Source organism: Methylocucumis oryzae, from assembly GCF_000963695.1.
GTDB classification, from domain to species: Bacteria; Pseudomonadota; Gammaproteobacteria; order Methylococcales; family Methylomonadaceae; genus Methylovulum; species Methylovulum oryzae.
In genome coordinates this window covers 1-17,271 of sequence record NZ_LAJX01000201.1, presented here as the reverse complement: position 1 = coordinate 17,271, position 17,271 = coordinate 1, and the positions used below count along the sequence as shown (strand labels likewise).

12 protein-coding genes and 2 pseudogenes are annotated in these 17,271 nt (G+C 45.2%); 7 read left to right on the top strand and 7 right to left on the bottom strand.

The window, feature by feature from the left end; translation table 11 throughout:
- Together VZ94_RS16970 and VZ94_RS27230 are read right to left on the bottom strand one after the other, a co-directional pair.
- Positions 1–266, bottom strand: a pseudogene (locus VZ94_RS16970) (CPBP family intramembrane glutamic endopeptidase); the annotation flags it as partial.
- Positions 267–670: 404 nt separating this feature from the next.
- The gene (locus tag VZ94_RS27230) at positions 671–2,731 is read right to left on the bottom strand and encodes a hypothetical protein (protein WP_045780127.1); all 2,061 of its coding nucleotides are present in this window, start codon (positions 2,729–2,731) and stop codon (positions 671–673) included.
- Between the two features lie 114 nt (positions 2,732–2,845).
- Between VZ94_RS27230 and VZ94_RS16960 the strand changes: the two genes are divergently transcribed.
- The 7 genes from VZ94_RS16960 (at position 2,846) to VZ94_RS16940 (ending at position 12,465) form a co-directional block, all read left to right on the top strand.
- Positions 2,846–3,235 (top strand): helix-turn-helix domain-containing protein, encoded by a 390-nt coding sequence (locus tag VZ94_RS16960; protein ID WP_045780126.1) that lies wholly within the window; start codon positions 2,846–2,848, stop codon positions 3,233–3,235.
- Positions 3,236–3,423: 188 nt separating this feature from the next.
- Entirely contained in the window at positions 3,424–3,708 is a 285-nt protein-coding gene (locus tag VZ94_RS16955) for a GIY-YIG nuclease family protein (protein ID WP_045780125.1), read from the top strand.
- 346 nt (positions 3,709–4,054) lie between these two features.
- Entirely contained in the window at positions 4,055–5,521 is a 1,467-nt protein-coding gene (locus VZ94_RS23575; protein ID WP_192828678.1) for a methyltransferase, read from the top strand.
- A gap of 35 nt (positions 5,522–5,556) precedes the next feature.
- Positions 5,557–6,831, top strand: coding sequence for a beta-ketoacyl synthase N-terminal-like domain-containing protein (locus tag VZ94_RS23570; RefSeq protein WP_052700683.1), 1,275 nt, complete (start codon positions 5,557–5,559; stop codon positions 6,829–6,831).
- Positions 6,764–8,386, top strand: a complete 1,623-nt coding sequence (locus VZ94_RS29510) for an SDR family NAD(P)-dependent oxidoreductase (protein ID WP_275575307.1) — start codon at positions 6,764–6,766, stop codon at positions 8,384–8,386. The genes VZ94_RS23570 and VZ94_RS29510 overlap by 68 nt, the downstream gene beginning before the upstream one ends.
- A 13-nt stretch (positions 8,387–8,399) precedes the next feature.
- A complete protein-coding gene (locus tag VZ94_RS16945; RefSeq protein WP_052700681.1) occupies positions 8,400–11,480 on the top strand; it encodes a beta-ketoacyl synthase N-terminal-like domain-containing protein in 3,081 nt (1,026 codons plus the stop codon).
- Positions 11,401–12,465 (top strand): SDR family NAD(P)-dependent oxidoreductase, encoded by a 1,065-nt coding sequence (locus tag VZ94_RS16940; protein WP_045780124.1) that lies wholly within the window; start codon positions 11,401–11,403, stop codon positions 12,463–12,465. The genes VZ94_RS16945 and VZ94_RS16940 overlap by 80 nt, the downstream gene beginning before the upstream one ends.
- A gap of 231 nt (positions 12,466–12,696) precedes the next feature.
- Here VZ94_RS16940 and VZ94_RS16935 read toward each other — a convergent pair whose 3' ends face one another.
- The 5 genes and pseudogenes from VZ94_RS16935 to VZ94_RS16920 all read right to left on the bottom strand — a co-directional run.
- Positions 12,697–13,260: a methyltransferase domain-containing protein gene (locus tag VZ94_RS16935; RefSeq protein ID WP_239650030.1), complete on the bottom strand. Its 564-nt coding sequence runs from the start codon at positions 13,258–13,260 to the stop codon at positions 12,697–12,699.
- A 3-nt stretch (positions 13,261–13,263) separates the two neighbouring features.
- A complete protein-coding gene (gene malQ / locus VZ94_RS16930; protein WP_045780123.1) occupies positions 13,264–14,754 on the bottom strand; it encodes a 4-alpha-glucanotransferase in 1,491 nt (496 codons plus the stop codon).
- A gap of 86 nt (positions 14,755–14,840) precedes the next feature.
- Positions 14,841–15,071, bottom strand: a complete 231-nt coding sequence (locus VZ94_RS32430; RefSeq protein ID WP_338040482.1) for a hypothetical protein — start codon at positions 15,069–15,071, stop codon at positions 14,841–14,843.
- 61 nt (positions 15,072–15,132) lie between these two features.
- Positions 15,133–16,427 (bottom strand): annotated as a pseudogene (locus VZ94_RS16925) (glycoside hydrolase family 57 protein).
- Between the two features lie 40 nt (positions 16,428–16,467).
- Positions 16,468–17,271, bottom strand: an 804-nt coding sequence (locus tag VZ94_RS16920) for a GlgC family sugar phosphate nucleotidyltransferase (RefSeq protein ID WP_045780122.1), incomplete at its 5' end; no start/stop codon positions are given.

Genomic DNA, 17,271 nt, shown 5'->3' with positions numbered 1-17,271 from the left:
GAGAGCATAGGGCCTAACGTCGCTAACAGTAAGTGTCTAATCTGCTGTATCGCTGGTGCGCTGACTTGATGCAAGCTAAAAAACATTACCAGTAACGGTAACGTGCCTAACACGCCGTAAGTCAGGGCTTGCCAGGTCAACTCAAGGCTAATCATAGGGTTAATACCCGCTAGCCAAGCCAATATCAGCGCTAGCAATGCTAGCGAGGATTCAAAAAAGCACGCCGCAGCAAACAAACTTTCAAATTTATACCAGGAATTAGACATCGGTTTACAACAAGTAAAAGTGCTAATGATACCTGAATTTTGTGATGGGGTAGTGTTGTTTTAAAGTAGGTTTAGCCAATGACTTACAGTTACAAATCGATACGCAATTCAGTTAACACGGCGTGAGATGCTCTGACGCTTCTTGTCGCCATGTATACTTTAAATGGTTAAGTTTTGTAGATACTGTCTTAGCTCTTATTAAGCCAGTGGCTTAAATGACAACAAAATCGGCATTGGTCATTGATAAGCCCGCACCTAACACCGCAATTTGTATAGCTGCACCGCTGCTACTGCCGTCGGCATCATAAAACAACGCACCGGTATTGCTGTTGTAAATCAGAAAGTCATTGTTATCTAAGGCAGAAGCTCCGATGATAAAGTTAACCGCTTTGACTATGCCGGTTTTAGTAAAACGCCGTGAAGATTTGATTTTCTAAGCTAATCGTGTCATCCGCTACCGAGAAATTAACCAATGTGTCGATGTTATTTGCCAATGCTGTGTTAAAAATAAAGCTGTCTTTTCCGATACCGCCGGTTAGTACATCGTTACCTAAACCACCATTTAATTGGTCATCACCTAGGCCACCATGCAATAAATCGTTACCGTTACCGCCGTTCAATGTGTCATTACCGGCATCGCCGTGTAACAAATCATTGCCATCGCTGCCATCAAGCTGATCATCGCCAAGATCGCCGTCCAATAAATCATTACCGGCGTTGCCGATGATCTGGTCATTGCCAATCGTACCCGCTAATAAATCATCGCCGCTGCCGCCAGTAATCGCTTGTGAGGCTGAGGCAACTTTAGCGGTAGCGGCACTCGCTACGCTTTCGGCATTGCCTAAACCGTCGGTATAGCTGGCAATGACTTTAATGGTTTTGCCAATGTCGTTGGGGGTAACAACATAGCTATTCCCGGTTGCTAAGGTTTTATTACCGGTTTTCCAGGTATAAGTGATAACGCCTAAACCGTCTTCGTCAGCTAACGTATTGCTAGCGATTAGTGTTTGTCCGACTTCAGGCGTTTTATCGCTGATTTTAACGGCTCCGGTAGGTGTATGATTTGTTATTGCTTGAAAAACATCGTCGGTATCAATATTGGCAAAACTAACAACATCGGAATTGATTAGGTTGGCGACTGAGGAGCTGTCGCCGCCATTTGAGCTAAAGCCCCATGTGACTACTGAACCATCGGCTCTTAAGGCAGAAAACGCATAACGATTTGAAAATATCTTTATGACATCAATTGTGCCATCTAGCATGTTTGCTACCGCACTACTGTCGCCACCCCAATCCAACGTACTCCAGGTAACCACTGAGCCATCTACTCGCAAAGCGGCAAAAGCGGATTCAGTAGATGCAATCTGAGTTACATTGATTGAGCCATCTAGTTTATCAGCTACTTCAGAAGTATTACCAGAGCCTCCCCAAGTAACCACCGAGCCATCAGCCCGTAATGCGGCAAAAGCATCATATGCGGAAAAAATGCTTATGATATCAATGCTGCCATCAAGTTTGTCAGCTACAGCATTGCTGTTACCGCTCCAATTATTACCCCAAGTGACTACTGAGCCGTCGGCATGCAAGGCGGCAAAGGCGTATCGTGTTGAAAAAATTTCTGTGACATCATTAGTGCCATCTAGTTTATCGGCTACAGAGCTGCTATCGCCTCCAAAAGCGCTGCTACCCCAAGTAACCACAGAGCCGTCGGTACGAAGAGCCGCAAATGCATCGTAGGTTGAAAATATCTGGGTAACATCGACAGCACCGTTCAATTTCGTAGCCACGGCACTACTATCACCACCGCCAATATTAGACCCCCAGGTAACCACTGAACCATCAACACGCAAAGCTGCAAAGGCCGACTCTGCTGATAAGATTTGTGTAACATCAATATCACCATTTAGCTTGTCAGCTACGCTGCTACTATCTCCACTAGGATTCCATCCCCAGGTTACTACTGAACCATCTGCGCGTAATGCAGCAAAGGCCTCTTCGCTCGAAAAAATTTGTACCACATCGATATTGCCATTTATTTTGCTGGCTACAATACTACTATCCCCTCCATAGCTACCATCTCCCCACGTAATTACCGAACCGTCAACGCGAAGAGCAGCAAAAGCAAAAGGTGTTGAAAATATTTGCTTAACGCCAATAGAACCATTGAGCTTATCACCAACAGCGCTACTATTACCTCCAGAATACCCCCAAGTTATAACCGAACCATCAGCGCGTAATGCAGCAAAGGCGGTTTGTGTTGAAAAAATTTGCATAGTATCGATAGTTCCATCCAACTGGTTAGCAACTGCACTGCTGTTGCCACCATGAGTGCCAAGCCCCCAAGTTACCACTGAACCATCGGCTTTAATCGTGGCAAATGCATATTCATTCAGCCACTCTCCTAATGTATGACCAGGAAATAACTGTTGATTAGGTGTTGTCGTGACGGTATATGTTTTAGACATAAAACTGAACTCCAAAGAAAGTTAGAGAAAGATACAAACGCCATGATTATAAACAGCTAGCAATTTGCTACAATCAAGCAGGACTTGTGATAACACCCATCGTATAGGTATTTTATGTCAGTGCATGAAAAAATCCGCTTGGTTAGACAGTTAAAAGGCTGGTCGCAAGAGGAAGTAGCTAACAAATTAGGCATGTCACCAAACGGTTACGGCAGTATTGAGCGCGGTGAAACGGATGTTAATTTTTCAAGACTTGAACAAATTGCTGAATTGTTCAATATCAGACTATCTGATTTGCTAAAAATAAATGAAAAAATTGTGCTCAATCAAGCAGGAACTAACAATCTTCAAAGCGTCTGGCATATCGGTTCTTGCTCCCCTGAATATTTACAACTAAAAGCCGAACTAGAAAAACAACTTGCGCTGAATGAGCAAAAAGATAAAGAAATTGAATACTTAAAAGAAATTAACGAACTGTTAAAAAATCCAGGAAACTTTGGTTAGCGTTATAAATTGTCATTCCGCCAGGGATTGGCGGAATCCAGTGCCAAGGAGGGCATACTTCCGACGTCTTGGTAGCTTGGTGCAGAGCTTTAGCTTCAACCCACTTCCCTGTGTCTGGATTCCGCCAATCCCTGGCGGAATGACGTGACTTTAAAAATTTTTTCTAACGATGAAAAAAAGAACCCTGTATTTATATTTTAGCCAGCAAGAAAAATGGGACATTATATGTTGGGGTTACATCCAATTTGGTTCAACGTATTTATCAACATCGCGAAAACTTAGTTGATGGTTTTACTAAACGCTACGGCGTACATGATCTAGTATGGTATGAGCCGCATGAAACCATGGAGAGTGCGATATTAAAAGAGAAGCGACTGAAAACATGGGAGCGTGCCGCTAAAATCAGATTGATTGAGAGTACTAATCCAACATGGCAAGACTTGTGGCCGACTTTAACCGATACTTCCTTGTAACTGGATTCCGCCAATCCCTGGCGGAATGACGTTGCGTGTAAATAGGTTCAACTTAAAGCGGGACAGATTTAATTTATAGTCAGTTGAGCTAAACCGTCATTCCGGCATGGATTGCCGGAATCCAGTCACATGGATGTGAATGTATTTATTAATATTAATTATAAATCAAATAGTTATGTTTTTTTAGGTTACCATTCTGCGCTTGCCAGGGCGTATCCAACATGGCAAGACTTATGGTCAAATTTAATGCCTACATCCCTGTAACTGGATTCCACCGAACCCTGGCGGAATGACGTTGCATGTAAATTATATTCATATTATAGCCGCGACTTTACTAGGACATAACATGACAGCACAAGAATGGTTAAGTTGGTATCCAAACCCATTACCTGAGTTAATCGCACGCTTAGATGCAATTAAGCTACCGGAATGGCCGGATGTAGTGTTAGAGACAGACTTATCGGCTGAGTTAAATCATTGGTTATGTCAGTGGTTGTCGGCGTGTTTTAGTGAGTTAGGCTTGCTTGAGGTTAGCCACGCTCATGCGAGCCGTTCAGGTTGGCCGGAGTATTTTTCGCGTTGGCAGGCGGAGAGTTTGCGGCAATTAGTCGCTTCTGGTTTAGCGGTGAAAACAGGCGAGCACTATCAATTGACTGGCTCGATTGTTAATCGAGCGAGCTTAATTCAGCAATGGCATGATGCCGGATTTCGCGCGCGTTGTCCTGATGTGTTTCATGCGCAAATGCAGTTACTCGAAGCGTGTGTCTGGGCGTTGCCGGATATTTTGACGGGTCAACGTAAAGCTACCGATGTATTATTTCCTAACTCCAGCATGGCATTAGTCGAGGGTATTTATAAGGGTAATCCGTTAGCTGATGCGTATAATCAAATCGTGCAAGACAATGTTTTGGCCTATTTGCATCAACGCTTAGCGTTAGAGCCTAACGCGCAATTTCGTGTGTTAGAAATTGGCGCGGGTACTGGTGGCACTAGTGCGGGTTTGTTTAAGCGCTTAAAACCGTTACAAAACCATATCGCTGAATATTGTTATACCGATTTATCTAAGGCGTTTTTAAATCATGCGGAAAACCAATACGCAGGCGATGCGCCGTATTTACGCACGGCGCTCTTTGATGTCAGTAAAGCGCCGTCGGTCCAGGGTTTAGCCAATAATACCTATGATATGGTCATTGCGGCGAATGTGTTACATGCGACGCCTAGCATAAAGCCGACGCTACGCCATGCTAAGCAGTTATTACGCAATCGCGGCGTGTTGGTATTAAATGAAATTAGTGCCAATTCGTTAATGGCGCATTTAACGTTTGGCTTGCTGGCGGGTTGGTGGTTGTATCAGGATGAGCATTTACGCATTCCCGGTAGCCCAGGTTTGTCGCCTGACACCTGGCAAGACGTGTTGTTAAATGAGGGCTTTAATCACGTACTGTTTCCAGCGCCGGATTGGCATGGCTTAGGTCAGCAGATTATTCTGGCGCAAAGTGATGGCCGGGTGCGTTTAACTCAGGCAAGTGCGCCGACAAAACCGGTGTTAACACCCGCACCAACAATAGTTAAGGCAAACCCTACAGTGTCTGCTGTATCTGAATTAAGCCCGCGCGCGGCTTTGCTCGCCTGGTTAAGCCAAGCGGTGGCGGCGTGTTTAAAAATGCCTGTCGAGAAAATTCATGCCGGTAAAGCCTTAGAGTCGTATGGTTTGGATTCGATTTTAGTGGTGCAATTAACCAATCAATTGCATAAACATTTTAACGGCGTTACCAGTACGTTGTTTTTTGAAGTCGCCACGCTTAATGCTTAGCCGATTACTTATTACACCATTATCAGGCGCAGGTGTTGGCTTTACTGCGCGTAACACCCAACACACAGCAGCACCATGAACAGCCGTTGCCTACATTAAAGCCTAAAGCTGTGCCGAGTAAAACCTTTGAGCATAGCCCGATAGCCGGCTCGTTCGACGTCGCCGTAATTGGTTTAAGCGGACGTTACCCCAAGGCCAATACGCTGAATGAGTTTTGGCAGCTATTAAGCGCGGGTGTTGATGCCATTAGCGAGATTCCAGCTGAGCGTTGGGATTGGCGCGATGGCTTTGGCTATAGCCGCTGGGGGGGATTTATTGAGGGCGTCGATGAATTTGACCCGTTGTTTTTCCAAATTTCACCTAGAGATGCCGAGCGTATGGACCCGCAAGAACGCTTGTTTTTGCAAATCGCCTATGCCTGTATAGAAGATGCCGGTTACACGCCTCTGGGCTTATCGGAACAGCGCAAGGTTGGCGTGTTTGTCGGCGTGATGAACAGCTTATATGCCGCTCGTGCTAGTCATTGGTCTATTGCTAATCGCGTGTCTTATGCCTTAGATTTTCAAGGACCTAGTTTAGCCGTCGATACGGCCTGTTCATCTTCGCTGACGGCGATTCATTTAGCGTTGAATAGTTTAGCGACGGGAGAGAGTGACGTCGCGCTAGCCGGTGGCGTTAATTTAATCTTAGACTCTAGCCATTTTCAGCTATTAAGCGATATGACGATGATTTCGCATAGCCCCTATTGTCGAGCCTTTGGCGCGAATGCCGATGGTTTTGTCGATGGCGAAGGGGTAGGGGCGGTGTTGCTAAAACCGTTAGCGCAAGCCATTGCTGATGACGACCGTATTTATGGCGTGATTAAAGCCAGTGCAGTGAATGCAGGGGGTAAAAGCAATGGTTTTACTGTACCGAATCCAACTGCACAAGCTCAACTCATTGCCAACGCGATAAGTCGGGCGAAGATTCATCCTAGAGCGATTTCTTATCTTGAAGCGCATGGCACGGGTACGGCGTTGGGTGACCCTATTGAAATTAGCGCGTTAACTAAAGCTTTTCAACAAAGCGCGGCAGGTAGCGCTGTCGAAACAGGTTATTGTGCGTTAGGCTCGGTGAAGTCCAATATCGGCCATAGCGAAAGCGCGGCGGGCATGGCGGGTTTAACTAAGGTGTTATTGCAATTACAGCATCAGCAATTAGTACCTAGTCTGCATTCAGCCCAGTTAAATCCTGCGATAAACTTTGAGCAAACACCTTTTTTTCGTGCAGCAACGCGTACAAGCGTGGCAAAGACCCGTGTTGAGTCATAACGGCGTGATGACTGAATATCCACGCATTGCTGGCCTATCATCGTTTGGTGCGGGCGGTGCCAATGCACATGTCATTGTCGAAGAATATCAGGAAACTCAGCCTCGTACCGTTTATCCTCAGCAACCTGCGCTTATCGTGTTATCAGCTAAAACCGAGCTAGCCTTGCAACAACGGGCGCAGAGTTTGGTGGAGTATAGTAGCGAGTACGAATTATTAGACATTGCCTTTACCTTGCAAACTGGGCGCGTGCCTATGACTTACCGTTTAGCTTTTGTTGCTATATCCCATGATGAGCTAAGTGCTAAGTTAAATGCGTTTATTTCGGGCAAGTCATTTATTGGTTATCGCGGTGTGGTCAAAGCCGACGAAATTGAGCCGGAGACGTTTGTATTTACTGGTGAAATAGCCGATGAGTATGAGCAGTTGGCAAGAGCATGGACTCGAGGCGCTGAGATTGATTGGTTAAGCTTATATCAGGGTTTTAAACCAAGAAAACAGCGTTTACCTAGCTATCCATTTGCCAAAAACCGTTATTGGCAACCGATACGCGTGACGCGGCAATTTAGTCCTGTTGCAACAGCACCAATTGACTGGGATGGTTATTCGTATAGGCTGCATTGGCAAGAACAAGGATTAGCTGATAATGCACCAACTATCAATAAAGGACCTGTCTTAATCGTGCTCAGCGGTGAGCGTGGTATAGCGCTCGCTCAAGCCTTAAGCCAATACCATCAGCAACAAAGTTTAGCAACGACGTGTTGGCATATTGAGGACATAGCCAATCAAGATGCCAGTGGTTTTGAACACGGTTTACGCGAGCTGGGCTTAGTGCAAACGGTTTATTTTATTTCTACACCGAATCTGACTGAGATAACCAGCGCTAACATCACAACCAGCCTGAACCAGCACGAGCTACAATTTTTACGCTTACTCGCAGGATTACGGAAGCTGTTAACGCCTGAAAGCCGGATAAGCTTCACGCTGCTTACTTGTGATACCCAAGCAGTTGACTCAGCGCCGCTGAATCCTTATGGTGCGGGTTTAACCGGTTTGGCTTATGCGTTAGCGCAAAGCGAACACAGGATTCAAGTCCGTAATCTCGATATTGCCAATGTGTTATTAAGCCAGCCGCAAGCGCTAGTACCAAGAATATTAGCCGAACCGTTTAAGACGCGTGGTGATGTCGTCAAACTCTCTGCTAACAAGCGTTATCAACAGCAATTTGACCGGTTTAATACTGAAGTTTTACCTTCGGCCTTACGTCAGAGCGGCGTGTATGTGATTTTAGGGGGCGCGGGTACGATAGGTCAGGCCTTGAGTTTCAGCTTAATCGAGCACTATCAAGCGCAACCGGTTTGGTTAGGTCGAACCCAGGCCGAGGCACCAGAACTAACGCAAAAATTAGCCGGGTTTACTAAAACCGGTATCACACCTGCGTATTATCAAGCCGATGTCACGGATTTAGAACAACTACGTCGGGTTATTCAAGCCATTCAGCAACGCTTTGGCAAGATTAACGGGGCTATTTTTGCTGGCTTAGTGATTCAGTTTTGAGCAACCGTTAGCGGTGTTAAGCGAAGCTGCGTTTTGGCAAACGCTGAATGTTAAAGCCTTAGGTAGTTTGAATGTCTATCAAGCCTTAATCGAGTACGACTTAGACTTTTTATGTTATTTCTCATCGGGTCAAGCGTATGCATTTTCGGGTGCAGCCAGCTTGCCAGCGTATGCGGCCGGTATTACGCAAGCGGATAGTTTGGTGCAGGCGCTTAGCGTCAATGCGCCGTTTCCAGTCGGCATTATTAATTGGGGTTTTTGGCAAGATAGCGTGAAAGCAGTCGCCAATGCCGGTGAGGTCGGGGCATTAAGTCGAGAGGCGGGCTTTGCTTGTTTTGAGCGTTTTATTAGCCAATTAACTCAGCAAGGGCTAACGCAACTGTTATGCTTAAATGCGTCTGCAGCGGTTTTAGCGCTAATGCCGGGTGCTGAAAAGAACGTTAAGGCATTAACACCAACCGCTACAGCCAGAATATCGCCAGATGCTCCTTCGAATGAAGCCCGATTTAAAGACTTAGTAAAAACCAGCTTATCAGAGGCGTTGAAACTAGCTGTCGACGACATAGACAATAACACGGCATTTTCTGATTACGGCATGGATTCAGTCGTCGCGGTCGGTTTTGTTAAACGTATTGCGGATGCATTAAGCTGTGAATTAAACACTGCATTGATTTATGACTATACGACGGTAAATCGGCTAACGGATTATTTGTTACGGCATCATCACGAGTCTGTGCCAACCGCCGATTCTAGCTCGTCTTATTGGTCGATTTTGGCTAAAGCACGCAGGCTATTAGGGTTGAAGCGCCATAACAAAGCAACACTAAGCACAACAGGCTCAGCAACAGATATTGCAATTATTGGCATGGCGGGGCAGTTTCCAGGGGCTTCGGATATTAGCCAGTTTTGGCAAAATTTAATTAATGGCATTGATGGTTTAAGTCTGTCGGCACAACAAACGGGGCTGGCAGGCTTATTAACGGAGCGTCATTGTTTTGATGCGTTGTTTTTTAATATTTCACCGCGCGAGGCTGAGGCCATGAGCCTGCAGCAACGCTTAGTGTTAGAACAAGCCTGGTTGGCATTAGAAGATGCCAGTATTAACCCTAAAACCTTAACTGATACGCGCACCGGTATTTTCATCGGTGCTGAGCCTAGCCATTTCGTCGGCGAATCATTTACCGGCGCTTCAGATGCCATTATCGCATCGCGCTTAGCCTATTTTTTAGATTTAAAAGGCCCGGCATTAGTTGTCAATACCGGCTGTTCATCGTCAGCAGTCGCGTTGCATTTAGCGTGTCAAAGTTTAATCAACCAAGAGTCGGAGCTGGCTTTAGCGGGTGGCATTTTTGTGGGTTTAACTCCCGATATGTTGCAAACCTTATCGGCTATTGACATGTTATCTGCCAGTGGTAGCTGTAAAAGTTTTGACGCTGATGCGGATGGAACAGCGTTTGCCGAAGGCGTTGGCATTGTCGTGTTAAAACGGCTAGCGCAAGCCATAGCCGAGGGCGATCCGATTTATGCTGTGATTCAAGCTTCCATGATGAATCAAGATGGGGCTAGCAACGGCATGACTGCGCCTAATGGTTTAGCGCAACAAGCGTTGTTAACCGAGTTGTATAACACTAAGCGAATTCAGCCAGAGCGCTTGAGTTATATAGAAACGCATGGCACAGGCACCCGTTTAGGCGACCCTGTGGAAGCCAACGCGCTAGTCAGGACGTTTAAAACCTTTACCGATAAAACAAACTTTTGTGCGCTAGGCAGTGCTAAAGCGCATATCGGTCATACCTCAGCAGCGGCAGGCGTTATTGGTTTGATTAAGCTCGTATTATCGATGCAAAATCAAACCTTGCCGGGTTTATTGCATTTTAAGCGCTTAAATCCGCTAGTTAAGTTAACCGATTCGGCCTTTTATATCGCCAAACATACTCAGGCTTGGCCTAAGCCGTTAACGGGTTTACGGCAAGCCGGTTTAAGTTCGTTTGGTCATAGTGGTACGAATGTGCATATTGTGGTGGCGGATTATGTGGCTGAAAAAAGTCTTGATTGTTCGACAGAGTTTAATGGTGTTGGCGAGGCATGGGTAATGCTTGGCGGGGATGTCGGCAGCATGGATGCTGCCGCCAAGCCCTCAGGGATGAGTTCACGGCGACCCCGACAAGCATTACCCATGTCTGCCCAGGACTTCGTTATCGTTCTATCCGCCAAAACTCCAGAACGTTTAAGCGTTTATGCGCAAAAACTGTTAGCGTTCATCGACAGTTATTCCGGTGAGTTAGCCGATTTAGCCTATACCTTACAAGTTGGACGTGAAGCCATGACGTATCGCTTAGGTTTTTGTGTGGCTTCACTGAGTCAATGCCAATCGGTGTTAAGCGACTATTTAACGGGGCAGGGCGAAGGCGAGCATTGGTCAGTGTCTAAAGCACCGCGCGAGGCATTGCTATTAGATTCAACGCTCGAACTTACCACACAACCATCGTTATTACAGGGGTTAGCGTTATGGCTAAAAGGCTATGCGATTGATTGGCAAGTCTATTATGCGTCAGAGAAACCTAAGCGTATTCATGCGCCGGTTTATCCTTTTGCTCGCGACGACTATGGTTGGCAATCGACAACAGCACCTACGCAAATAGAGCCGATGGCAACGACTTCATGGACGGAGTTAACCTATGTTTGGCAGTGGCAGGTACAAGCGCGCACCTTAGAAACTGTTAAAACCACAGGTCCCGTGTTGATTGTGGCACCTTTAGCTGAACAGATGTTGCTAAACGAATTACAACAGCATACAAGAGGTCAATCAGTGACTATTGTGACTGAGTTGGTGCCGACTGAATTAAACATACCTGATAAACTTGCTGCGGTTTATTTCTTTGCGCCTATGTTGGCGGTAGATGACTTGGCGGTGGAAAAACTGTTGCTAAGGCTGATTCATCGGTTAAAAACCGTATGCTCAGCACAGCATTCACTGGATATTTATGTAGTCACCATTGATTGTTTTCCGTTATTTGACCAAAAACGTCCAAGCCAATGCGGCCGGGTTAACGGGTTTAGCCTATGCCTTAGCGCAAAGCGATTATCGTTTTAAGGTTAGAAATATAGATTTAAGTGCGGCTGATATGCGTAGCGATAAGCTTAACACGCTATTGACGGCGATACAGCAAGAACCGGCCAGCGATAGAGGCGAAAAAATAAAACTAGCCCAAGGTTGGCGCTATGTGCAACAGTTTAGCCGGATTAGCTTGGACAATCATAGCTTAACCCGTCTTAAAACCGGTGGTGTGTATGTGATATTAGGTGGCGCGGGCTCCGTCGGTTCAGTGATTACGCGCTATTTATTAGCCGATTATCAGGCGACTGTGATTTGGTTAGGGCGAAAACCGCTAAGCGATAATGTTGTGCAACAAAAACTTGCGCAACTTAATCATCCGTCGCTTTATTATTACCAAGCTGATGCCAATGATTTAGCCAGCATAACCACGGTCATTCACGAACTAAAACAGCGTTTTGGTCAAATTAACGGCGCGATTTTTTCCGGCTTGGTGTTTGCCTATGAGCGTCCGTTGGCCGAACTAAGTGAGGCTGAGTTTGTGGAGGTTTGTACGATTAAAACCACTGGTAGCCGTAATTTTTATCAGGCGTTTAGCGACACGGCCTTAGACTTTATGTGTTACTTTTCCTCGATACAAACCTTTGCCTTTTTATCCGCTAAAGACAGCGCGGCCTATGCCGCCGGTATTAGCTTCACCGATAGTCTTGTGCATTCATTAAAATCTCAATCCTGCTTCCCGATTGGCATGATTAACTGGGGTTATTGGGCAGATACCACATCGGGTACGGCATTAGAACAGCGTTTAGCTCAGTATTTTGGACTGATTAGCGATGAGCAAGGTTGGCGCTGTTTTCAAGCGTTTATCGAGTTGTTATGCAGCGATAGACTCTCGCAGTTACTGTGTATGAATGCCTCGGAAACAGTGCGCGCGTTAATCAACTGCCTTGATGAAGCTATAATTTCTTTAGCGCAAACACAAGACTCGCTGCTAGATGCTTTATTTGATGAGCTAGATGCGTGACTATAGCTCCTTCAAAGTATCAGGTGCAAAATCTTATAGGCGCTGAATTCTCATTTTTTTACCGCGATTAAACAAGCAAAGTTAAACCACTGGAAGTAAACATCTTTGTGTTTAAATCCGGCGCGGCTTAATAACTCCATGTTTTCATCCAAGCGATAAGGTACTAAGACGTTTTCTAGGGCTTCGCGTTTGCGTTGGTTTTCAACATCTGTATAACCGCTGTGAGATTTTTTAAAGTGTAAATAATGGTCTATATATAAGCGGTTTAATACAGTATCCGAGGCGAGTATTTTTTTCTGATAACAATAAAATACCGCCGGGTTTTAAGGCCTGGTAAACCAGTTTAAGTAAAGCTTCTCGACCTATGGGACGAATAAATTGTAACGCCCAATTGATAATAATGGCATTGGCACTGGGAAGCTGAGTTAACTCACTTAAATCAGCGTGTTGTAAACTGACTCGTCCCGCGCTTAAAGCCTCGGTTAATTTAATTTTGGCTTGCTCTAGCATAGGCTGAGAGTTATCAATACCGATAAACTGCGTATCTAGTGGGCAATCAACATGGCTGAGTAAATAAGCGATGCTGGTACCTGTTGAACAACCCAGGTCACAAATAACCGCTTGTTGTTCATTAGCTAGAAATGTCGTGATTAAGTCGGCTTGTAAGCGTTGTATTTCTTGGTAAAACGGCACACTACGCGACACCATGTCATCAAAAACTTGGGCGACTTGTTCATCGAAGGCAAAATCTTGTACTTTTTCGATTTGAGTAAATAAAGTATCTTGAGCGGTCATCGGCTACGAGTGTCTTGCCGGGTTACGATTAAATAATTCAACTAAATGGGCTAAGCGATGCGCGCGCTCGGCTGATAATTGTGACCATTGAAAGCGCCAGCGCCAGTTGCCTTCGGTTGTGCCTGGCGTATTCATGCGATGTTCTGAGCCTAGTTCTAAAATATCTTGCATAGGAATAACGGCTAAGTTGGCGACCGAGGCGAGGGCAGCTTGCACGAGTGCACAGTTTAATGTGGCAAGTGGATTGCCAAGGTATTCAAAGATGTGTTGTTTTTCGTGTTCACTCAGCTTATCACCCCAGCCGGTGGTTGTGTCGTTATCATGGGTACCGGTATAGACCACGCAATTCTTTTCGTAATTATTCGGTAAATACGGATTGTCCGGGCCACTGTCAAAGGCAAATTGCAATATCTTCATACCCGGTAGCTCAAATTCTTTGCGTAACTCTTCGACTTCGGCTGTGATGATGCCTAAATCTTCGGCGACTAAAGGAATTGAACCTAACTGATTTCTGACGGCATTAAGCAGGGCTTTGCCTGGTGCAGTTACCCATTCGCCATTTTGTGCAGTAGGTTCATGAGCTGGGATTTCCCAAGCGGCTTCTAAGCCTCGGAAATGGTCTATGCGTAAAATATCAAATTGCTCTAATTGGGTATGCATACGTTCTACCCACCAGTTAAACCCTGTTTTTTTCAAATACGTCCAGTTATAATGCGGGTTACCCCAGCGCTGGCCTGTTTGCGAAAAGTAGTCCGGCGGCACACCGGCAACAACAAGCATATTACCGGTATCATCGAGTTTAAAGACATCACGATTAGCCCATACATCAGCGCTGTCATAAGAGACAAAAATAGGAATATCGCCAAATAATAAAACACCTTTTTGGTTAGCGTAAGTTTTTAACGCCATCCATTGTTGGAAGAAAACGAATTGCTCAAATTTAATACAGTCAATTTCAGCTGCTAAGCGTTTGCGCGCTTCCTTGATAGATTTACTGTCGCGTTCTTTTAAGTAACTAGGCCATTCATTCCAGCATACTTGGTTGAATTCTAGTCTTAATGCCAAAAACAGCGCAAAATCGTCTAGCCAGAATGCTTTGTTTTCACAAAATTGTTTGAACTGAGTTTTTTCTTCAGCACTTGCGCGTTCTAAAAAGCCGTAAAACGCTTTAGTGATTAAACAACTTTTGTAAAATCGGTCAGTGCGTACACATTCTTCACATTTGTCGGGTATTTTTAGCCAACCATTTTCAGCCAGTAGTTCTATGCTAATTAAATCGGCATTGCCTGCGTGGGCTGATAATGATTGATACGGTGAGCCATCCGAATGCGTCATGCCTAGTGGCAACGTTTGCCAAACCGTTATCCCTGCATTGTGCAGGAAATCGACAAAATGATATGCATCTTTACCTAAGTCACCCGTTGGGTATTTTCCTGGTAAAGATGTGATATGCAGTAATATGCCAGCACGGCGTTTGGTCAAAATTTCTTTCACAAAGAGGTCTCAAGTTTAAGTTTCTATACTAGGGCGCATAGTACCGCCCATGACTGGCGAGCCGCAACCTTGGGTAAACGATAAGGCTAAATAAGCGGGGGATCTTTGCCTATTAATTGGTACAAATTAATTAAATTAAGTCGGAACTGTTTTTCAAAATTACTAACAGCTTCACCTGGATTATAGTCACCAAACCACCAGAACCAATCAGAGCCTTCGCAAATAGCTAGCTGGTGTTCGGCTTGCTGATGTTGTTCTGGTGATAGTTCACGCTCGGCTAGCGCATGGTCAAATGCGGTTTTGGCTTCGTGTAACATATCCCAGGCTCGATTTTTATCAGCATCGCCTATCCAGGTCGAAAATGAGCCATAAACCCAACTACCCGCGACTAATTGGCTTAACGGCTTTATAGGTATTCCAGCGTCCAGACACGCTGAAAAATGTTGTAAGTTCCACGTTAAGATGCGTACTCAAGCGTTGGTATAACTGACTTAAAAAACGATGGCCGTTTTCAGGGTAGTGTTCCCAGGCGTTTTCTCCATCCATGATAATCGCAACGACTTTATCAGAGGCATTATTAGCCGCTATCACGTCTAAATGATGAATAAAGTCGTTAACAGCATCATCGCTATGCCATTTTGAATATTCAAAGCCAATTAAATCCGATAGTCCATCATCCCGAAAAAACATGTCACGTTAGTGTTGTTTAATTGGTAGGCACGATGATTATAATCATTGTAATCGGCTAACGAGTGTTCGGCGGCTATTAAGCTATGACGTAATACGGCGCCACCACTAGCTGTCCAGCGTATCTGATGCTTGTTTAGCAGGTGTAAAGTGCGCGCGCAAATACTGCCTTCTGAGGGCCAACAGCCACTAGGCGCAAAACCAAAATAACGCTTAAACGTATTAAGCCCTTGTTCGATATGCCACACACACCTCGATTCGCCATCGGGGTAGCTCTTTTGCTGTGGCATTTCAACATGGGGCATAGCTTCTTTGGCTGAGTTTAGATCCAGTAACAGTGGCATTATCGGATGCGCATAAGGCGTGAACGACAGTTCTATTTGTCCATTTTTCGCTAGTACTTGATAACGGTGAATGATATGAGAATGTAGTTCACCGATGATTTCTAGCAGCTCTCGTTTATCGTACTCGGTATAGCTATGACCTTTTTCGATTAAATGCTTAATTTTATCATTGCTTAGCTTAACCGTTTCGCCCATCCACGCTAGGTGATACCAAACGACTATATCAGTGATGTATTGGGCATTGATATAAGCTAAGTTCTCGAAATGTTGCTCCAACCAATCGGCCATGTCAGCGAGTCGCTTATAAACCGGGTAACGGTTTTTTTGTCGTTCTCTATTGGCGCGTAAACAAGCCTTAATCAGAGTTAGTATGACTTCAGGATTTTCCGGTATAACGTTGGAGGCAAGAGCGGCTAATAAGCTGTCTTTAATCGGTTTTTGCTCGTGTAAAAAGGCTTGAATTTGTTTTGCATAATCGGCAATTTGTTCCAATAAAATAGGTGCAAAATTAACGACGGCTTTGGCATTTGGACAGGCTTCTAAGTGCGCGGCCATATCGACATAGTCTTTTATGACATGTAGATATGTCCACGGCAGGATAAACTCGCCAGTAGTTAAATCCCGGTATTCTGGCTGATGCATGTGCCAGCACAATACCAGTTTTAACTTAGCTGAAGCGGATTTAGCGGACATAATGTAACCGCTGTCCCAGCATTTCTGGTGTCACTAAAACCACGCCGCCTTCACTGACGTAAAAACGTTGCTCATCATCGGCTCGGTTCTCGCCAATGATAGTCCCTTCGGGCACGGCGCAACCGCGTTCAATAATTGCTTTAGTAATTCGGCAATGGCGTCCGATGTTACAATCCGGTAACACGACACTGTCTTGTAACGTGGTATAGCTGTTTACCCGGACATTCGAGAACAACAGTGAATGCCGCACCTTCGCACCCGAAACAATACATCCGCCTGAAATCATCGAATCCACGGCTTGGCCACGTCTATCATTATCGTCGAATACAAACTTAGCGGGTGGGGTTTGTGCTTGGTAAGTCCAAATTGGCCAGGTGTTATCGTATAAATTCAAGTCAGGGTTAACGCCAATCAGCTCCATATTCGCCGCCCAATACGCGTCTATGGTACCGACATCGCGCCAGTAGCTTTGTTGACCACTTTGTAAGTCTAAAAATGGATAGGCATTAACGACATATCTATCAATCACTGACGGAATAATATCTTTACCAAAATCATGGCTAGAGCCTTTAGTGTCCGCGTCTTTCAACAGTTGTTCAAACAAAAATCCAGCATTAAAGATGTAAATACCCATTGAGGCCAATGCTGTATCGGTGCGGCCTGGCATGACGGGCGGCTGAGAAGGTTTTTCGACAAAGGCATGTACGCGTCGATTATCATCAACCCCCATGACACCGAACGCCGTCGCGTCTTTTAACGAGACTTCGATGCAACCTATGGTTAAATCGGCTTG

Excerpts from the sequence above, each read along its gene's own strand:
- VZ94_RS27230 (WP_045780127.1), bottom strand. The coding sequence starts at position 2,731 with ATGTCTAAAACATATACCGTCACGACAACACCTAATCAACAGTTATTT.
- VZ94_RS16960 (WP_045780126.1), top strand. The coding sequence starts at position 2,846 with ATGTCAGTGCATGAAAAAATCCGCTTGGTTAGACAGTTAAAAGGCTGG.
- VZ94_RS23575 (WP_192828678.1), top strand. The coding sequence starts at position 4,055 with ATGACAGCACAAGAATGGTTAAGTTGGTATCCAAACCCATTACCTGAG.
- VZ94_RS16935 (WP_239650030.1), bottom strand. The coding sequence starts at position 13,260 with ATGACCGCTCAAGATACTTTATTTACTCAAATCGAAAAAGTACAAGAT.
- VZ94_RS32430 (WP_338040482.1), bottom strand. The coding sequence starts at position 15,071 with ATGTTACACGAAGCCAAAACCGCATTTGACCATGCGCTAGCCGAGCGT.